The 16,655-nt window shown below is 64.0% G+C and carries 15 protein-coding genes; 11 read left to right on the top strand and 4 right to left on the bottom strand.

From position 1 onward, the window contains the following. Positions 1 to 414 precede the first annotated feature (414 nt). The 4 genes from xdhC to uraH form a co-directional block, all read right to left on the bottom strand. Positions 415 to 1,431 (bottom strand): xanthine dehydrogenase accessory protein XdhC, encoded by a 1,017-nt coding sequence (gene xdhC, locus EOA24_RS07815; RefSeq protein ID WP_126079898.1) that lies wholly within the window; start codon positions 1,429 to 1,431, stop codon positions 415 to 417. 62 nt (positions 1,432 to 1,493) lie between these two features. Further along, positions 1,494 to 3,857 carry a xanthine dehydrogenase molybdopterin binding subunit gene (gene xdhB, locus EOA24_RS07810; RefSeq protein WP_126079899.1) on the bottom strand — a complete coding sequence of 788 codons (2,364 nt, stop codon included), beginning with the start codon at positions 3,855 to 3,857 and terminating at the stop codon, positions 1,494 to 1,496. A gap of 193 nt (positions 3,858 to 4,050) precedes the next feature. Continuing rightward, on the bottom strand, positions 4,051 to 5,532 hold the full coding sequence (gene xdhA, locus EOA24_RS07805; protein ID WP_126079900.1) for a xanthine dehydrogenase small subunit: 1,482 nt from the start codon (positions 5,530 to 5,532) through the stop codon (positions 4,051 to 4,053). 3 nt (positions 5,533 to 5,535) lie between these two features. After that, positions 5,536 to 5,910 (bottom strand): hydroxyisourate hydrolase, encoded by a 375-nt coding sequence (uraH, locus tag EOA24_RS07800; protein WP_126079901.1) that lies wholly within the window; start codon positions 5,908 to 5,910, stop codon positions 5,536 to 5,538. Between the two features lie 169 nt (positions 5,911 to 6,079). On the opposite strand from uraH, the gene puuE reads away from it, so the two are divergent. The 11 genes from puuE to EOA24_RS07745 all read left to right on the top strand — a co-directional run. After that, positions 6,080 to 7,504: an allantoinase PuuE gene (gene puuE, locus EOA24_RS07795; protein WP_126079902.1), complete on the top strand. Its 1,425-nt coding sequence runs from the start codon at positions 6,080 to 6,082 to the stop codon at positions 7,502 to 7,504. Between the two features lie 93 nt (positions 7,505 to 7,597). Next, positions 7,598 to 8,473: a bifunctional allantoicase/(S)-ureidoglycine aminohydrolase gene (locus tag EOA24_RS07790; protein ID WP_126079903.1), complete on the top strand. Its 876-nt coding sequence runs from the start codon at positions 7,598 to 7,600 to the stop codon at positions 8,471 to 8,473. After that, positions 8,470 to 8,961, top strand: coding sequence for an ureidoglycolate lyase (locus tag EOA24_RS07785; protein WP_127409707.1), 492 nt, complete (start codon positions 8,470 to 8,472; stop codon positions 8,959 to 8,961). Before EOA24_RS07790 ends, EOA24_RS07785 begins: the two co-directional genes overlap by 4 nt. A gap of 10 nt (positions 8,962 to 8,971) precedes the next feature. Further along, positions 8,972 to 9,565 (top strand): nucleoside deaminase, encoded by a 594-nt coding sequence (locus EOA24_RS07780; protein ID WP_126079905.1) that lies wholly within the window; start codon positions 8,972 to 8,974, stop codon positions 9,563 to 9,565. 55 nt (positions 9,566 to 9,620) lie between these two features. Then, a complete protein-coding gene (locus EOA24_RS07775) occupies positions 9,621 to 9,926 on the top strand; it encodes a type II toxin-antitoxin system MqsR family toxin (RefSeq protein ID WP_126079906.1) in 306 nt (101 codons plus the stop codon). Position 9,927: 1 nt separating this feature from the next. Further along, positions 9,928 to 10,344 (top strand): type II toxin-antitoxin system MqsA family antitoxin, encoded by a 417-nt coding sequence (locus EOA24_RS07770; RefSeq protein WP_126079907.1) that lies wholly within the window; start codon positions 9,928 to 9,930, stop codon positions 10,342 to 10,344. 79 nt (positions 10,345 to 10,423) lie between these two features. Further along, a complete protein-coding gene (locus EOA24_RS07765) occupies positions 10,424 to 12,409 on the top strand; it encodes a CocE/NonD family hydrolase (RefSeq protein WP_126079908.1) in 1,986 nt (661 codons plus the stop codon). A gap of 147 nt (positions 12,410 to 12,556) precedes the next feature. Continuing rightward, positions 12,557 to 14,146, top strand: a complete 1,590-nt coding sequence (locus EOA24_RS07760) for an ABC transporter substrate-binding protein (protein WP_126079909.1) — start codon at positions 12,557 to 12,559, stop codon at positions 14,144 to 14,146. 98 nt (positions 14,147 to 14,244) lie between these two features. Continuing rightward, positions 14,245 to 15,204 carry an ABC transporter permease gene (locus EOA24_RS07755; protein ID WP_126079910.1) on the top strand — a complete coding sequence of 320 codons (960 nt, stop codon included), beginning with the start codon at positions 14,245 to 14,247 and terminating at the stop codon, positions 15,202 to 15,204. Positions 15,205 to 15,262: 58 nt separating this feature from the next. Further along, positions 15,263 to 16,084 carry an ABC transporter permease gene (locus tag EOA24_RS07750; protein ID WP_126079911.1) on the top strand — a complete coding sequence of 274 codons (822 nt, stop codon included), beginning with the start codon at positions 15,263 to 15,265 and terminating at the stop codon, positions 16,082 to 16,084. Next, the coding region (locus EOA24_RS07745) for an ATP-binding cassette domain-containing protein (protein ID WP_127409706.1) at positions 16,084 to 16,655 on the top strand (572 nt) is incomplete at its 3' end. The genes EOA24_RS07750 and EOA24_RS07745, both read left to right, overlap by 1 nt.

Below are 16,655 nucleotides of genomic sequence, written 5' to 3'. Positions count from 1 at the left end.
GCCTCGTATTGGTCAGGCGCGCAGAAAACACGGTTCAAAGTCTGTTGGGAAACGAAGAAAGCGACGAGCAGCTGTGAGCGGCAGTCATAGCCGCGTATCTTTGCTGCCAACTCCTCGACACGGGGATTTAAGGCAGCAGGCAAGATTTACACCGTTCGAAATCAGCGCAAGTGCTGGGGATTAGGCCCCAAACTTCGTCATCCCAGGGCGAAGCAGGAGCGCAGCTCCGTCGCGGAGACCCTGGGATCCATGCCGTGACCTTGATCGGGAGGTGCAGTGGCGCAGAATTCTGGATCGTTGCGACGCATCGAAGTCACGGAATGGATCCTCGGGTCTGCGCTGCGTCGCTACGCTCCTTGCTTCGCCCGTGGATGACGAAGTGACGGGCGTTCCTGGCCAATCGCCACGGCAAGGTCAGCCGGCCATCACCTTTTCGGCGCTGGCAGCGCCTGGCGCATCGGAGGCATGCGCGACCAGCGCCGTCATGATCTCGGCGGCGGCGAGCGCGGCAATCACCGGGGGCCGCTTATCCTTAACGGCATTGCCGCCGATCGGCGAGACAAGGCGGTCGAACTCGGCTTCGCTGCCATCGGCGGACTTCAGGAACCAGCTCCTGAAGGTGGCTTTCTTGGTCTTCGAACCGATCATGCCGACATAGGCGGTGTCGTCGCGCTTCAGCGCCTCGGCGACGATCAGGAAATCCAGGGCGTGATCGTGGGTCAGGATGGCGAAGGCTGAGCCGGCCGGCGCCTCGCGCACCACGGTTTCGGGCATCGGCGTCAGCCGGGTTTCCACCGTTTCCGGCATGCCTTCCAATGCCTCGGACCGGGTCTCGACGACGACGACGTGGATCGGCAGCAGCGCCAGCGACGCGGCAAGCGCCTGGCCGACATGGCCGCCGCCGAAGATATAGACATGCGGCAGATGCGCCTCTTCCGATTGAGCGTTGGCGATCAGTTGCTGCTCCAGCGAGCCGTCGACGAGGCGGATCAGCACCTCGACGCGGCCGCCGCAGCATTGGCCGATCTCCGGCCCGAGCGGGACGTCGAGCGTGGCGCAAACTTCATCGACCTCGATGCGGGCCTCTTTACCCTCCCCCTCGTGGGGAGGGTCGGAGAGCAGGCGGCGCGAAGCGGCGTTTGCTATCCGGGGTGGGGGCACGGAGACGCCGCGGCCCCCACCCCGGCCGACTTCGTCGTCCGACCCTCCCCACGAGGGGGAGGGTGAGGAGCGCAGAATCTGCCGCGCCTTGTCGATCGCCATATATTCGAGCTGGCCGCCGCCGATCGTGCCGAAAATGGCCGATGTCGAGACGAGCATGAAAGCGCCGGCCTCGCGCGGCGTCGAGCCTTTCGTGGCCGCGACCTCGACGAGGGCGACCCGGCCGGTTTGGCCGAGGAACGCCTTCAGATCTTGTACTTTCGAGTTCATCGTCTGCATTTCCATCCCGGAAATATAGCGTTTTGCGCCTCGATTTGCACGTTTAGGCGCATTCAGGCCGGCTGCGTGGCCTCCCGCTTCAGCCTCTCGATCGCCATCAAGACACGCTCCGGTGTCGCCGGCGCGTCGAGGCGCGGACAGATCCTGTGGTCCGCGACGCTCGCGACGGCGTCGGAAAGCGCATGCAGAACCGACATGCCGAGCGGGAAAGGCGGCTCGCCGACGGCCTTGGAGCGATGCACGGTCGGCTCGTTCGCCTCGGACCAGTCGGCCAGCGTGACGTTGAAGACTTTTGGACGGTCGGAGGCGAGCGGGATCTTGTAGGTCGACGGCGCATGAGTGCGCAGGCGGCCCTTGTCGTCCCACCACAGTTCCTCGGTGGTCAGCCAGCCCATGCCCTGGATGAAGCCGCCTTCGACCTGGCCGAGGTCGATGGCGCGGTTCAGCGAACGGCCGGTTTCATGCAGGATATCGGTGCGTTCGACCACATATTCTCCGGTCAGCGTGTCGACCGAGACTTCCGAGCAGGAAGCGCCATAGGCGAAGTAGTAGAACGGGCGACCTTCGCCCTTGTCGCGGTTCCAGTGGATCTTCGGCGTCTTGTAGAAGCCGGCCGCCGACAGCTGGATGCGGGCCATATAGGCCTGCTTGACCAGATCGCCGAAGGGTATCTCCTGGTTGCCGATGCGGACGCGGTTGGGCAGGAACAACACCTGGTCGCGCGGCACCTGGTATTTTTCCGAGGCGAAGTTGGTCAGCCGGTCCTTGATCTGGCGGGCGGCGTTCTGCGCCGCCATGCCGTTGAGGTCGGAACCGGACGAGGCGGCGGTCGCCGAGGTGTTCGGCACCTTGCCGGTGGTGGTCGCGGTGATCTTCACCTGATCGAGGTCGATCTGGAACTCCTCGGCCACCACCTGCGCCACCTTTAGGTAGAGGCCCTGCCCCATCTCGGTGCCGCCATGGTTCAGATGCACCGAACCGTCGGTGTAGACATGCACCAGCGCGCCGGCCTGGTTGTAGTGCGTGGCGGTGAAGGAGATGCCGAACTTGACCGGCGTCAGCGCCAGCCCGCGCTTGATGAAGCGGCTGTTGGCGTTGAAAGCGCTGATCTCGCGCCGGCGCCGCGCATAGTTCGAGCTCGCCTCCAGCTCGGCGATGATGCGCTGGATGACATTGTCCTCGACCGTCTGGTGGTAGGGCGTGACGTTGCGGTCGCCCTCCTTGTCACCACTTGCGCCATAGAAGTTCTTCTTGCGGATCTCGAGCGGGTCCTTGCCGAGGGCAAAGGCCACCTCGTCGATGACCCGCTCTGCGCCGACCATGCCTTGCGGGCCGCCGAAGCCGCGAAACGCGGTGTTGGAGACCGTGTTGGTATAAAGCGGCGCTGACTGAGCGTGCACCGCCGGCCAGAAATAGGTGTTGTCGCAGTGGAACAGCGCGCGGTCGGTGACCGGGCCGGAGAGGTCCGACGAAAAGCCACAGCGCGCAGCAAACATGAAGTCGACGCCGAGGATGTTGCCGTCGTCGTCGAAGCCGACCTCGTAGTCGATCAGGAAATCATGCCGCTTGCCGGTCGCGGTCATGTCGTCGTCGCGGTCCGGCCGGATCTTGACCGCACGATGATGGCGCTTGGCCGCGATCGCGGCGAGCGCCGCGAACTGGTTGCCCTGCGTTTCCTTGCCGCCGAAGCCGCCGCCCATGCGGCGGATTTCCACCGTGATGGCGTTGCTCGGGATACCCAGCGCATGGCTCACCATATGCTGGACTTCGCTCGGATGCTGGGTCGAGGAATAGATGGTGACGTCCTGGTCCTCGCCGGGGACGGCCATTGCGATATGGCCTTCGAGATAGAAGTGCTCCTGGCCGCCGAGGCGCATCTTGCCCTTGAGCTTGCGGGGCGCTGCCTTGATCGCCGCCGCCGCGTCGCCGCGCCTCAATGTGAGCGGCGGCGTGACAAGCTTGTCCTTGCGCGGGTCGAGCGCGCCTATGTCGGTGACGAAGGGCAGCTGCTCGTACTCGACCCTGGCCAGCCTGGTGGCGCGGCGGGCCTGCTCGCGTGTCTCGGCGATGACGCAGAAGATCGGCTGGCCATAGAACTCAACCTTGCCCTCGGCGAGCACCGGCTCGTCATGGCGGCCGGTGGGCGAAATGTCGTTTTCTCCCGGCACGTCCTTTGCCGTCAGCACATCGACGACGCCAGGCGCGGCGCGCACGGCCGAGAGGTCCATCTTCGTGATCGTCGCATGCGTCGCGGTGGACAGGCCGAGGCAGCCATGCAGCGTGCCGGCCGGCTCCGGCATGTCGTCGATATAGACCGCCGTGCCGCTGACATGCTTGTGCGCGGATTCGTGGCGCTGGTCGCTGGCGACGCCACCCGAGATCTTCTGGGCCTTGAGGTTAGGGACGTGCTTGGTCATTCAGCCTCCTTTCCTTCTCCCCGTTCACGGGGAGAAGGTGGCCCGAAGGGTCGGATGAGGGGCGGCGCTGACGTCGACGAGTTTGCAGAAAACGACCGGTGCCGGCGCCGCCCCTCATCTGCCTGCCGGCATCTTCTCCCCGTGAACGGGGAGAAGGACGCTACCCGCGACTGCTTGCACGCGTTGATTTGCATCAGGCCGCCTCGCTGCGCGAAACCTGTAGCGGCGCCTTGGTGCCGGTCGTCTCGACATAAAAGCGCAGCAGAAGGTTCTTCGCCGCCAGCGCCCGATATTCGGCGCTTGCCCGCATGTCGGTGAGCGGCGTGAAGTCACTGGCGTATTCGGCCATAGCCGCCTCCACGGTCGCTTCGCTCCAGACCTTGCCGATCAATGCCTTCTCAACCGCCGTGGCGCGCTTCGGCGTCGCCGCCATGCCGCCATAGGCGATGCGGATATCGGCCACCGTACCGTTCTTGGCCAACGTCAGGTAAAAAGCCCCGAGCGTCGCCGTGATGTCCTCGTCGCGGCGCTTGGTGACCTTGTAGACGGCAAATTTTTCGCCGCTCGCCGGCACCGGAACATGCACCGCTTCGACGAACTCGCCGGGCTGACGGTCCTGCTTGCCATAGGCGATGAAGAAGGTTTCGAGCGGGATCGTGCGGCGCTTCTTGCCCTTGCCCAGCGTAAGCTGCGCGCCGAGCGCGATCAGCGGCGGCGGCGTGTCGCCGATGGGCGAGCCGTTGGCGATGTTGCCGCCGATCGTGCCCATGTTGCGCACCTGCTCACCGCCGATGCGGTCGACCAGCGGTCCCAAGGCCGGGATGCGCTTCGACAGCGTCTCGAAGGCTTCGGTGTAGGTTACGCCCGCGCCGATGGTGATGACGCCGTCCTTCTCCGAGATGGCGCGCAGGCCGTCGAGACCGCCGATGAAGATCGCGGGCGAGATGTCGCGCATATGCTTGGTGACCCAGAGGCCGACATCGGTCGAGCCGGCGACGATGGTGGCGCCCGGCTCCTTTTCGAGCAGCCCTGCGAAATCGTCGACGCCGGCCGGCACGATCAGCCGCGCCTTGCCCGACCCGATCTCGACTCTCGCGCCATCGCGCAATGCCTTCAGCCGCGCGGTGATGTCCTTGCGCTCCACCGCCAGCGGATCCTTCGCCGCCTTGCCGTAGCTCGAAATGGCATGCGCGGCGCGCATGATCGCCTCATAGCCGGTGCAGCGGCAAAGATTGCCCTGCAGCGCCTTTTCGATCGCGGCGTTGGACGGATCGGGCGTCTTCATCCACAGCCCGTAGAGCGACATGACGAAGCCCGGCGTGCAGAAGCCGCATTGCGAGCCGTGGAAATCGACCATCGCCTGCTGCACGGGGTGCAACTTACCAGGCTCGCCGCGCAGATGCTCGACAGTGACGACATGGGTGCCGTCGAGCGAACCCACGAAACGGATGCAGGCATTGACGCTTTCATAGACCAGGCCGTCGCCGGCAAGCTTGCCGACCAGCACCGTGCAGGCGCCGCAGTCGCCCTCGGCGCAGCCTTCCTTGGTGCCGCGCAGCGAGCGGTTGAGCCGCAGCCAGTCGAGCAGGGTCGCATCGGGCGCGACGTCTGTGAGAGCCACGTCGCCGCCGTTCAGGATGAAACGTATCTCGGTGCGGACCTTGGTATCGGCCATGTCTCAACTCCCCCGATAGGTCGAGTAGCCATAGGGCGAAATCAAGAGCGGGACGTGATAGTGCCGCGCTTCTGCCATGCCGAAGCGGATCGGCACGATGTCGAGGAAAGCAGGCTCAGGCAAGCTGATGCCTTGGCCACGCAGATAGTCGCCGGCGGCGAAGACCAGCTCATATTCGCCGGTGCGGAACTCGGCGCCGGCGAGCAGCGGCCCGTCGCAGCGACCATCGTCATTGGTGGCGACGGTCTTGAGATGGGTGCGGCTCTGGGCCTCGATGCGGAAAAGCTCGATCGACAGGCCCTTTGCCGGCCGTCCGGTCGCGGTGTCCAGCACATGGGTGGTCAGGCGCCCGCCATCGGCTTTCGACGTTTCTGCCACTGGCGGCCTCCCGTCTCGGTACAATCTCAGATCAATTGTGCGCCAATTAAAGGCGATGCATAAGCCCCGGTCGAGCGGAGCGGGGCAAAAAGCACTTTCAAAAATTTTCGGGGGAATGCATGCGCACTCCTTTCGATATCTTAATCGCAACCATCGGGCAGGAGCGACAATGCGTTACGATAGGGACATGCGCGGTTACGGGGCCAATCCGCCGGACCCGAAATGGCCTGGCGGCGCGCACGTCGCGGTTCAGTTCGTCGTCAACTACGAGGAAGGCGGCGAGAACTGTGTGCTGCACGGCGACAAGGCCTCGGAAGCCTTCCTGTCCGAGATCGTCGGCGCAGCGCCGTGGGTCGGCCAGCGCCACTGGAACATGGAGTCGATCTATGAATACGGCGCCCGCGCCGGCTTCTGGCGGCTCTACAGGCTGTTCACCGAAGCGCAGGTGCCGGTGACCTGCTACGGCGTCGCCACCGCGCTCGCACGCTCGCCCGATCAGGTCGTCGCAATGCAGGAAGCCGGCTGGGAGATCGCCTCGCACGGCCTGAAATGGATCGACTATCGCGACCATGCGGCCGAGGATGAGAAGCGCGACCTCGATGAGGCGATCCGGCTGCATTACGAGGTGACCGGCGCGCGGCCGACCGGCTGGTATACCGGGCGCACCTCGGTGAACACGGTGCGGCTCGTCGCCGAGGAAGGCGGCTTCGACTATGTCTCCGACACCTATGACGACGAGCTGCCTTACTGGTTCGACCGCGACGGGCTGGAGACGCCGCAGCTCATCATCCCCTACACGCTCGACGCCAACGACATGCGCTTCGCGACGCCGCAAGGGTTCAACTCCGGCGACCAGTTCTTCGCCTATCTGAAGGACAGTTTCGACACGCTCTACGCCGACGGCAAGGCAGGCCGGCCGCGCATGATGAATATCGGCCTGCACTGCCGGTTGGTCGGCCGCCCCGGTCGGGTAGCGGCGCTGAAGCGCTTCGTCGATTATGTTAAGTCGCATGACAAGGTCTGGCTGACCCGGCGCATCGACATCGCCAAACACTGGCGCGAGAAGCATCCCTATCAGGCGCCGGCGCTGCGGCCGTCCAGGATGGAGTTCGAGGAATTCGTGCACGCCTTTGGCGGCGTGTTCGAGCATTCGCCCTGGATTGCCGAGCGCGCCTACGAACTGGAGCTTGGGCCGGCGCATGACAGCGCGGGCGGCCTGCACAACGCGCTCTGCCGGGTCTTCCGCGCGGCGACGGAGGCCGAGCGTCTTTCCGTGCTCAACGCCCATCCCGACCTTGCGGGCAAGCTGGCGGCGGCCAAGCGGCTGACGCCGGAATCGGCCAGGGAGCAGGCCTCCGCCGGGCTCGACGCGCTGACCGACAAGGAGCGCGAGCTGTTCTCGAAACTCAACGCCGCGTATGTCACCACCTTCGGCTTTCCCTTCATCATCGCGGTCAAGGGCAAGTCCAAGGACGAAATCCTGGCGGAGTTCGAGGCGCGGATCGGCAACAGCCGCGGCACCGAGTTGGAAACCGCCTGCAAACAGGTCGAACGCATCGCGTTGCTTCGCCTGAAAGACATGCTCCCACTCTGATGTTTGTTTTTACGCAATTCCGGACGGAAGGCTTGGGCGAAGTCGCCGAATCCAACCCCTTTACACTGGAATTGCTCTGAGGGTCAGGACCCCATGGATATGATCAAGACTGCCGAGCGAACCTATTACGCGCCGCAGGGTGGCCATCCCGGCCAGAACGAGCTTTTGACCGGCCGCGCCGTCTTCACCGAAGCCTATGCGGTCATTCCCAAAGGCGTCATGCAGGACATCGTCACCAGTCCGCTGCCGTTCTGGGACAAGACCAGGGCCTGGATCATCGCAAGGCCGCTTTCGGGCTTCGCCGAGACTTTTTCGCAATATATCGTCGAGGTCCTGCCGGGCGGCGGCAGCGACCGGCCCGAACTCGACGCCGGCGCCGAGGGCGTGCTGTTCGTCGTCGAAGGCGAGATCACCGTTTCGCTGGCCGGCAAAAAGCATGTACTTGCCCCCGGCGGCTTCGCCTTCCTGCCGCCGTCCAGCGGCTGGACGGTGCGCAACGAGAGCGGCGCCGCTGCCCGATTCCACTGGATCCGCAAGGCCTATGAGGCTGTCGACGGCCTCGACGTGCCGGAAGCCTTCTTCTCCAGCGACCAGGACGTCGCGCTGAGCCCGATGCCGGGCACGGAAGGGCGCTGGGCAACGACCCGCTTCGTCGATCCGGCCGATATGCGCCACGACATGCATGTCACCATCGTCACGCTGAAGCCGGGCGCGGTCATACCGTTCGCCGAGACCCATGTGATGGAGCACGGGCTCTACGTGCTCGAAGGCAAGGCTGTTTACCGGCTCAACCAGGACTGGGTCGAGGTCGAGGCCGGCGACTTCATGTGGCTGCGCGCCTTCTGCCCGCAGGCCTGCTATGCCGGTGGACCCGGCAATTTCCGCTATTTGCTCTACAAGGACGTCAACCGCCACGCCAGGCTTAACGGTTATCTTGGGGGCGGCTATCTCGGGGGCAAGGCGCGGTGAGCCGCATCGTTGCCAAGCCACTGACCCGCGAGAACTTTGCGCCTTTCGGCGAAGTCATCGACATGGGCGGCGACAACCGCTACCCGATCAATGGCGGCAAGGCGATGCGCTATCACGACCTGGCCACGGCGGAAGCGGCCGGCCCGAACGCGCGGGTGCTGATCTCGATGGTGCGCGGGACGCCCTACGAGATGCCGCTGAAGCTCACCATGGTCGAACGCCATCCGCTCGGCAGCCAGGCCTTCATCCCGCTGTCGCCGCGGCCCTTTCTGGTGGTCGTCTGCCATGACACCAAGGACGGCCCGGGTGAGCCGCACGCCTTCCTCGCCGGACCCGGACAGGGCATCAACTACCGCCGCAACCTGTGGCATGGCGTGCTGACGCCGATCGGCGAGGAACAGGATTTCCTGATCGTCGACCGCGCCGGCGACGGCTCCAATCTCGAGGAATTTCACTTCTCGCACCCTTACGAGATCCACCTTCCCTGAAAGCCCTTCCATGACCGACGTTTCGCTGATCGACCGCCTGCTCGACGTGATCGAGCACGACATCGTGCCAAAGACGGCGCAAGGCGTCGCCCATGGCAATAAGCTGTTCGGCGCCGCGATCCTCAGGAAGGACGACCGCTCGCTGGTGCTGGCCGAGACCAACAACGAGATGGAAAATCCGCTCTGGCATGGCGAGGTGCATTGCCTGAAGCGTTTCTATGAGATGCCGAAGGCTGAGCGCGTCGACACCCAGGATGCGTTGTTTCTCGCCACGCATGAGCCCTGCTCGCTCTGCCTGTCAGCGATCACCTGGACCGGCTTCGACAATTTCTACTATCTGTTCAGCCACGAGGATTCGCGCGACAGCTTCGCCATTCCGCACGATCTCAAAATCCTGAAAGAGGTCTTCACCCTGGACCCCGGCGGTTACAATGCCGAGAACGCCTATTGGAAAAGCTTTTCCATTCGCAGGCTGGTGCGCGCCCTGCCCGAAGCCGAGCGCAAGCGGCTGGAGGCAAGGATCGGCAGGATTTCGGAGCGCTATGACGAGCTGTCCGACGCTTACCAAGCGAGCAAGGCGGAGAACGACATTCCGCTGAACTGAATCGTTTCCACTGCACCTACCTTGAATTGCCACCTTTATGGTGGCATATTGAGTCATGGAGAAACGCAGGCCCACCTACGATCTTGAGGCGATCAAGACCACGTTCGGGTCTGTCGACACGTTGGCTATCACAACGTCAGCCCTGCGCGATGCGGTCGGCCTTGGTTTCGATCGCGCCGGCATTGTCGAGGTGATCGATGGCATGACGCGGAAGATGTTCGTGAAATCGATGACGACCTTCGCCGATCACCGGGTCTGGCAGGATGTCTATCACGTGCCGGCGCGCGACATGCTTCTCTATGTGAAATTCCAGGCTGATGTCGTGACCGAATTCATGGTCATGGCATTCAAGGAGAAATGACATGGCGCCAGAAACCAGTGAAACCATGATCTCTCCCGAAACCGGAGAGATCCTGACGCGCGGGGTACGTCCGTTCACCGTGACCTACAAAGGCGAGAGCATGGTTGTCGACCTGCCGGGCTACTATCCGGCTTCGGCTTCGGACGGAGACGGCGTGCATGTCGGGGAGGATATGGCTGCCGTTGATGCCGCCCTGCGCATTCTCAAGGAAAAGATCGACGGCCTGCCGGCGCCAGAAACCATCCGGCGCATGCGCGCAAAGCTCAAGCTGTCGCAGCGTGAGGCGGGTTCCCTGTTCAAAGTCGGCGAGAATGCCTTCGACAAATATGAGCGAGGTCTGATCGAGCCGAGCGGCCCGACCATTCAGCTGATGACGTTGCTCGAAAAACACCCCGAATTGCTCGACGAATTGCGCTAACGACCCAGGTCGCATTTTTTGATGCTCCAGTCGCGAATGGCGATTGAAAGTCGGTGCGCCGCGGAGCGTTATGCGCCCCATGAAAACCGTCACAGAATTCCCCCGCAAAGTCGTCGAATTTCCCGATATGGGCATCGTCATGCCGGATGGCTGCCGGCTGTCGGCGCGCATCTGGATGCCCGAGGATGCCGCCGACAATCCCGTGCCCGCGATCCTCGAGCATCTGCCCTACCGCAAGCGCGACGGCACCATTTTTCGCGACCAGCTCACCCATCCCTATTTCGCCGGGCACGGTTATGCCTCGATCCGCGTCGACATGCGCGGCAATGGCGATTCCGAAGGACTGATGGACGATGAATATTCCGAGCAGGAACTGCAGGACGCCTGCGACGTCATCGCCTGGGCGGCGGCGCAGCCCTGGTGCAACGGCAATGTCGGCATGATGGGCATCTCCTGGGGCGGCTTCAACTGCCTGCAGGTGGCGGCGAAACAGCCGCTGGCGCTGAAGGCGGTGATCAGCCTGTGCTCGACCGTCGACCGCTATGCCGACGACATCCATTACAAGGGCGGCTGCCTGCTCTTGGAAAATTTCGGCTGGGCCTCGACGATGCTGTCCTATTCGTCACGGCCGCCGGATCCGGCGATTGCCGGCGGCAACCGCTGGCGCGACTTATGGCTCAGCCGGCTGGAGAACCAGGCCTTCCTTTTGCCGCTCTGGCTCAGTCACCAGCACCGCGACGCCTATTGGAAGCGCGGCTCGATCTGTGAGGATTTTTCGGCGGTCAAAGCGGCGGTGCTGTCGATCGGCGGCTGGCATGACGGCTACCGCAACACGATCTCCAATCTCGTCACCGGCATCCAGTCGCCGGTCAAAGGCATCGTCGGCCCCTGGATCCACAAATACCCGCATTACGCCGGACCCAATCCGGCGATCGGCTTCCTGCAGGAGGCGCTGCGCTGGTGGGACCGCTGGCTAAAGGGTGCTGCGACCGGCGTCGAGGCCGATCCGGACTACCGCGCCTATGTGATGGACAGCGTGCGGCCGGCGCGCTGGCACCCGGAACGGCCGGGCCGCTGGGTGGCGGAGCAGGAATGGCCGTCCTCAAACATCAAGGTCGAGGCGATCGAGCTTATCGCCAATGGCGGCAAACCCCTGATCGTCGCTTCGCCGCAGACCTGCGGCCTCGCCGGCGGCGAGTATTTTCCCTTCACCTTCGGGCCGGAATTGCCCGGCGACCAACGCCCCGACGACGCGCTGTCGGTCTGCTTCGACCAGCCCGAGCTCGGTGAGGCGATCGACATCGTCGGCGCGCCGGAGCTCGCGGTCCGAGTTGCCTCCGATCGGCCGCAGGCCAACATCGCGGTGCGTCTCTGCGATGTGCACCCGGACGGCGCCTCGGAACTGATCTCCTATGGCTTGCTCAATTTGACCCACCGCGACTCGCATGAGTTCCCGCAGGCGCTGGTGCCAGGGCAGACCTTTTCGGCGCGCGTCGTGCTCGACCAATGCGCCTACCGCGTGCCGGCCGGCCATAAATTGCGCGTCGCCGTTTCGACCGCCTACTGGCCGATGATCTGGCCCTCGCCGGAACCGGTGCAACTCGATCTTGCGAAGGCCACGCTGAAGCTGCCGCTGCGGCCGCTGGCGAAAGGCAATGAGGTTTCGTTCCCTGAGCCGGAAGGCGCGACGCCCTGGGCGACCGAGACGATCAGGCCGACGAGTTCCGAACGCCATATCGACCGCGACGAGAAGACCGGCACGGTCACGCTTTCCATCACCGACGATTTCGGCGCGGTGCGCGATCTCGACCACGGGCTGGTCAATGGCAGCATCGTACGCGAGACATGGGCGATCCATCCCGACGATCCGCTGTCGGCCACCGGAGCCACGCATTGGACGCAGACATTGTCGCGCGATGAATGGTCGGTGCGGACCGAAACCTTTGCCGACATGCGATCGGACGCAGAGAGCTTCATCGTCAGCGCCAGAATCGAAGCCTATGAGGGCGAAAAGCTGATCTTCGAACGCGATTTCGAGCAGACGATTCCCCGCTCCCTGGTTTGAGCGGAGGCAAGATTGGTCCAAACGCGACATGCGATTTACGCCACCGCATGTCGCATTCGGTCTTGCCTGCCGCTTTCCCTTACGGTCATTATCTCCTCCAATAGAAGAAACGACCATAAGGTCGCATACCCAGAGTGAGGAACCATAATGTCCAACGAACTCGACTATCTCAGCCGGCGAGTCGCGGCCGGGAAACTTAGCCGTCGCGACTTTCTCGGTCGCGCCGCCGCGCTTGGCGTCACCGCCACTTTCGCCAACTCGCTGCTCTCCAGCGCCGTGCGCGCTGCCGGCCCGGTCAAGGGCGGCACGCTGAAAGCCGGCCTGCAGGGCGGTGAATCCACCAACAGCCTCGATCCCGCGACTTTCCTCAGCCAGGTTCCGTTCGCCTTCGGCAAGTGCTGGGGCGAAACGCTGGTCGAGCTCGCGCCGGGCGGCGGCGTCGAATATCTCATCGCCGAGGAGATCGGCAGCTCGAAGGATGCCAAGACCTGGACGATGAAGATCCGCAAGGGCGTTCAGTTCCACAACGGCAAGGAAGTGACGCCGGACGACGTGGTGGCGACGCTGAAGCGCCACAGCGACGAAAAATCCAAGTCGGGCGCGCTGGGCGTCCTGAAGAGCATCGACACCATCAAGGCCGATGGAGGCAATGTCGTGGTCACGCTGAAGGACCCGAACGCCGACCTCCCCTATTTGATGGCGGACTATCACCTGATCATCCAGCCGAATGGCGGCAACGATAAGCCGGATGCCGGCATCGGCACCGGCCCGTACAAGGTCACCGTCAATCAGCCCGGCGTGAAGCATGGCGGAGAGCGCTTCGCCAATTACTGGCAGGCCGACAAATACGGCCATGCCGACCAGGTCGAGATCATCGTCGTCAACGACCCGACGGCCCGCATGGCTGCGCTGCAGGGCGGCCAGGTCAACATGATCAACCGCGTCGAACCGAAGATCGTCGACCTGGTCAAGCGGCTGCCCGGCGTCACCATCCGCGCCGCCTCAGGCCGCGGCTTCTATCCGTTCAACATGTTCTGCGACACCGCGCCCTTCGACAACAACGACCTTCGCATGGCGCTGAAGCTTGCCATGGACCGCGAGGAGATGCTGACCAAGATCCTGCGCGGCTACGGCGAGGTCGGCAACGACATGCCGGTCAACAAGGCCTATCCGCTGTTCGCAGAGGATTTCGAGCAGCGCAAGTTCGATCCGGAAAAAGCCGCCGCGCTCTACAAGAAGTCCGGCCATAGCGGCTCGATCCTGCTGCGCACGTCCGACGTCGCCTTCCCTGGCGCCGTTGACGCCGCCCAGCTTTACCAGCAGAGCTGCGCCAAGGCTGGCATCAAGATCGAGATCAAGCGCGAGCCGGGCGACGGCTACTGGACGGAAGTCTGGAACAAGCAGCCTTTCTCGCTCTCCTACTGGGGCGGGCGTCCGACGCAGGACCAGATGTATTCGACCGCCTATCTCTCGACCGCCGACTGGAACGACACGCGCTTCAAGCGGCCGGATTTCGACAAGATGGTGCTTGCGGCGCGCGGCGAGCTCGACGAAGCCAAGCGCAAGAAGATCTACCGCGACATGGGCGAGATCATGCGCGACGAAGGCGGCCTGATCGTGCCGTTCTTCAACCAGTTCGTCGACGCGACCGGCAAGGGCGTCGAAGGCTGGGTCGACAACCCGGCGCAGGAACTCAGCAACGGCCACGCGCTGATCGAGTGCTGGCTGCAGGCTTGACGAAGGATAGGAAAGGGCCGGCGCGAGCCGGCCCTTCCGGCTTTCATGGCCTGCCTGAAAGGCGGGCACCGTCCCTTCTTCACCATTGCAGGTAGCCGATGTCGTCTCCGATCCTGAGATTGGTCGCTCAGCGTATCTTGCTGGGCCTGGTTCTTCTGTTCGCCGTTTCGGTGCTGATCTTCGCCGGCACGCAGATCCTGCCGGGCGACGTCGCCCAGGCGATCCTCGGCCAGTCGGCAACGCCGGAGGCGCTGGCGAACCTGCGCGAACAGCTCGGGCTCAACGACCCGGCATGGCTGCGCTACGTGCACTGGCTGTGGGGCATCCTGCATGGCGATTTCGGCACGGCGCAGTCGAGCGGGCTCGACATTGCAAGCTCGATCGGCACCCGGCTGAAGAACACGCTTTTCCTGGCCGCGTGCGCGGCGATCGTCGCTGTGCCGCTGGCGGTCATCCTTGGGCTGATTGCAGTGCGCTACCGCAACGGCTTCGTCGACAAGCTGATCTCCGGCCTGGCCCTGGCCTCGACATCGTTCCCGGAATTCTTCATCGGCTATGTGCTGATCTTCGTGTTCGCGGTGCACTGGCAGATTTTCCCGAGCATCTCGACGGTGGATGATTCCACGCCTTTCCTCGAAAGGCTGCAGGCCGTGGTGCTGCCGGCCACGGCGCTCACCCTGGTGGTGCTCGCCCATATGATGCGCATGACGCGCGCGGCGATCCTCAATGTCATGCAGTCGGCCTATATCGAGACGGCCGAGCTCAAGGGGCTGAAACCCTTCGACATCATCCGTAAGCATGCTTTTCCGAACGCGATCGCGCCGGTCGTCAATGTCGTCATGCTCAATCTCGCCTATCTCATCGTCGGCGTCGTCGTGGTGGAGGTGATCTTCGTCTATCCGGGCATGGGACAGTATCTGGTCGACCATGTCGCCAAACGCGACGTGCCGGTGGTGCAGGCGGTCGGCCTGATCTTCGCCGCGGTCTACATCTCGCTCAACATCGTCGCGGATATCGCCGCCATCGTGGCCAATCCGCGGCTCAGGCATCCGAAGTGACGAGAGCATCCGAAATGACGGGCCGGATGCAGGACGACCAGAGGGGGAACTGAAGCGAATGGCGCTACGACAAATTCCGTTCACCGCCTGGATCGGGCTAATCCTGACCGGCTTCTTTGCGTTCTGCGCCATCTTCGCGCCCTGGGTCGCGCCGCACGGCAATGGCGAGATCGTCGGCGACGTGTGGGAGCCTATGTCGGCGGCGCATTGGCTGGGCACCGACAATCTCGGCCGCGATCTGATCTCGCGCATGATCTATGGCGCGCGCATCACCATGGAGATCGCGGTGGCGGCGACGGCGCTGTCCTTCTCGCTGGGCTCAATCCTCGGCTTCACGGCGGCTGTCTTCGGCGGCTGGTTCGACACGCTGCTGTCGCGCTTCGTCGACCTTCTGATGTCGATCCCGACGCTGATCTTCGGCCTCGTCGTGCTGTCGGTGCTGCCGACCAACACGCTGACGCTGATCTTGGTCATGGGCATCCTCGATTCCACCCGCGTCTACCGCCTGTCGCGCGCCGTCGCCGTCGACATAAACGTCATGGACTATGTCGAAGCGGCGAAGCTGCGCGGCGAAGGCAAGGCCTGGATCATCTTCCGCGAAATCCTGCCCAATGCGCTGTCGCCGTTGGTGGCGGAGCTCGGCGTGCGCTTCATCTTCGCGGTGCTCTTCCTGTCAGCGCTCTCCTTCCTCGGCCTCGGCGTGCAGCCGCCGGATTCGGACTGGGGCGGCATGGTCAAGGAAAACAAGGACGGCATCGTCTTCGGCATTCCGGCGGCGCTCATCCCGGCGGCCGCGATCGCGGTGCTGGCGATCTCGGTCAACCTCGTCGCCGACTGGGTGCTCAACCGCACGACGAGCCTGAAGGGAGGGCGCGGCTGATGGCCGACACCAAGGCAAATTCAGGCAAGCTCCTCGATATCCGCAACCTGCGCATCGAGGCGACCGTCTACCCGCCTGGCGAAGCGCCGAAGACGATCACGCTGGTCCACGACGTCTCGCTGACCTTGGAAAAGGGCAAGGTGCTCGGCCTGATCGGCGAATCCGGCGCCGGCAAATCGACCATCGGCCTGTCGTCCATGGCCTATGGCCGTGGCGGCGTGCGCATCACCGGCGGCGAGGTGATCCTTAACGGCCGCGACATCCTGAAAGCCGGCCCCAAGGGCGTGCGGGCGCTGCGCGGACGCGAAGTCTGCTATGTCGCGCAATCGGCGGCCGCCGCCTTCAATCCGGCCCATAAGCTGATCGACCAGGTGGTCGAGGCGGCCATGCTGCATGGCACCGCGACGCGCGCCGAAGCCGAGAAGCGGGCCGTCGCGCTGTTCAAGAAGCTCAGCCTGCCCAATCCCGAAACGATCGGCGAGCGCTACCCGCACCAGGTCTCCGGCGGTCAGCTGCAGCGCGTCATGACGGCGATGGCGCTGTGCTCCGAACCCGACCTGATCGTCTTCGA

Origin of the sequence: Mesorhizobium sp. M2A.F.Ca.ET.039.01.1.1 (genome assembly GCF_003998035.1) — a bacterium.
Classification (GTDB): domain Bacteria; phylum Pseudomonadota; class Alphaproteobacteria; order Rhizobiales; family Rhizobiaceae; genus Mesorhizobium.
The sequence above is the reverse complement of the archived record's forward strand: the minus strand, read 5'-3'. Positions and strand labels throughout refer to the sequence as shown.

Bases quoted from the DNA above. Each gene is read 5' to 3' on its own strand.
- xdhC (WP_126079898.1), bottom strand. From the start codon at position 1,431: ATGAACTCGAAAGTACAAGATCTGAAGGCGTTCCTCGGCCAAACCGGC.
- xdhB (WP_126079899.1), bottom strand. From the start codon at position 3,857: ATGACCAAGCACGTCCCTAACCTCAAGGCCCAGAAGATCTCGGGTGGC.
- xdhA (WP_126079900.1), bottom strand. From the start codon at position 5,532: ATGGCCGATACCAAGGTCCGCACCGAGATACGTTTCATCCTGAACGGC.
- puuE (WP_126079902.1), top strand. From the start codon at position 6,080: ATGCGTTACGATAGGGACATGCGCGGTTACGGGGCCAATCCGCCGGAC.
- EOA24_RS07790 (WP_126079903.1), top strand. From the start codon at position 7,598: ATGGATATGATCAAGACTGCCGAGCGAACCTATTACGCGCCGCAGGGT.
- EOA24_RS07780 (WP_126079905.1), top strand. From the start codon at position 8,972: ATGACCGACGTTTCGCTGATCGACCGCCTGCTCGACGTGATCGAGCAC.
- EOA24_RS07775 (WP_126079906.1), top strand. From the start codon at position 9,621: ATGGAGAAACGCAGGCCCACCTACGATCTTGAGGCGATCAAGACCACG.
- EOA24_RS07770 (WP_126079907.1), top strand. From the start codon at position 9,928: ATGGCGCCAGAAACCAGTGAAACCATGATCTCTCCCGAAACCGGAGAG.
- EOA24_RS07765 (WP_126079908.1), top strand. From the start codon at position 10,424: ATGAAAACCGTCACAGAATTCCCCCGCAAAGTCGTCGAATTTCCCGAT.
- EOA24_RS07760 (WP_126079909.1), top strand. From the start codon at position 12,557: ATGTCCAACGAACTCGACTATCTCAGCCGGCGAGTCGCGGCCGGGAAA.
- EOA24_RS07755 (WP_126079910.1), top strand. From the start codon at position 14,245: ATGTCGTCTCCGATCCTGAGATTGGTCGCTCAGCGTATCTTGCTGGGC.
- EOA24_RS07750 (WP_126079911.1), top strand. From the start codon at position 15,263: ATGGCGCTACGACAAATTCCGTTCACCGCCTGGATCGGGCTAATCCTG.